Below are 529 nucleotides of genomic sequence, written 5' to 3' on the forward strand. Positions count from 1 at the left end.
GACTGGAAGAAGATGCAGGCGATCCACGTGGACGGCGCGTTCCTGACGACGAAGGCCGCGCTCAAGCACATGTACAAGGACGATCGCGGCGGCGTCGTGATCTACATGGGTTCGGTGCACTCGCACGAGGCGTCGCCGCTGAAGTCCGCGTACGTGACGGCCAAGCATGGCCTGCTGGGTCTCGCGCGCGTGCTGGCGAAGGAAGGCGCGAAGCACAACGTGCGCTCGCACGTCGTGTGTCCGGGCTTCGTGCGCACGCCGCTGGTCGACAAGCAGATTCCGGAGCAGGCGAAGGAGCTCGGCATCAGCGAAGAGGACGTGATCAAGAAGGTGATGCTCGGCAACACGGTCGACGGCGTGTTCACGACGGTGCAGGACGTCGCGCAGACGGTGCTGTTCCTGTCGGCGTTCCCGAGCGCCGCGCTCACCGGCCAGTCGTTCGTCGTCAGCCACGGCTGGTTCATGCAGTAACGCCGGCGTTTCCCCGACGGTAGGCGACTTCCGCGCCACCGCCCTTCTCGAGATGGCG

General features: G+C 65.8%; 1 protein-coding gene. It reads left to right on the forward strand.

The window, feature by feature from the left end; translation table 11 throughout:
- Positions 1-471, forward strand: a 471-nt coding sequence (locus HWX55_RS35895; protein WP_175979097.1) for an SDR family oxidoreductase, incomplete at its 5' end; no start/stop codon positions are given.
- Positions 472-529 lie beyond the last annotated feature (58 nt).

It is taken from the genome of Burkholderia sp. BCC1047, from assembly GCF_902833155.1.
In the GTDB taxonomy this organism is placed as follows: Bacteria; Pseudomonadota; Gammaproteobacteria; order Burkholderiales; family Burkholderiaceae; genus Burkholderia; species Burkholderia sola.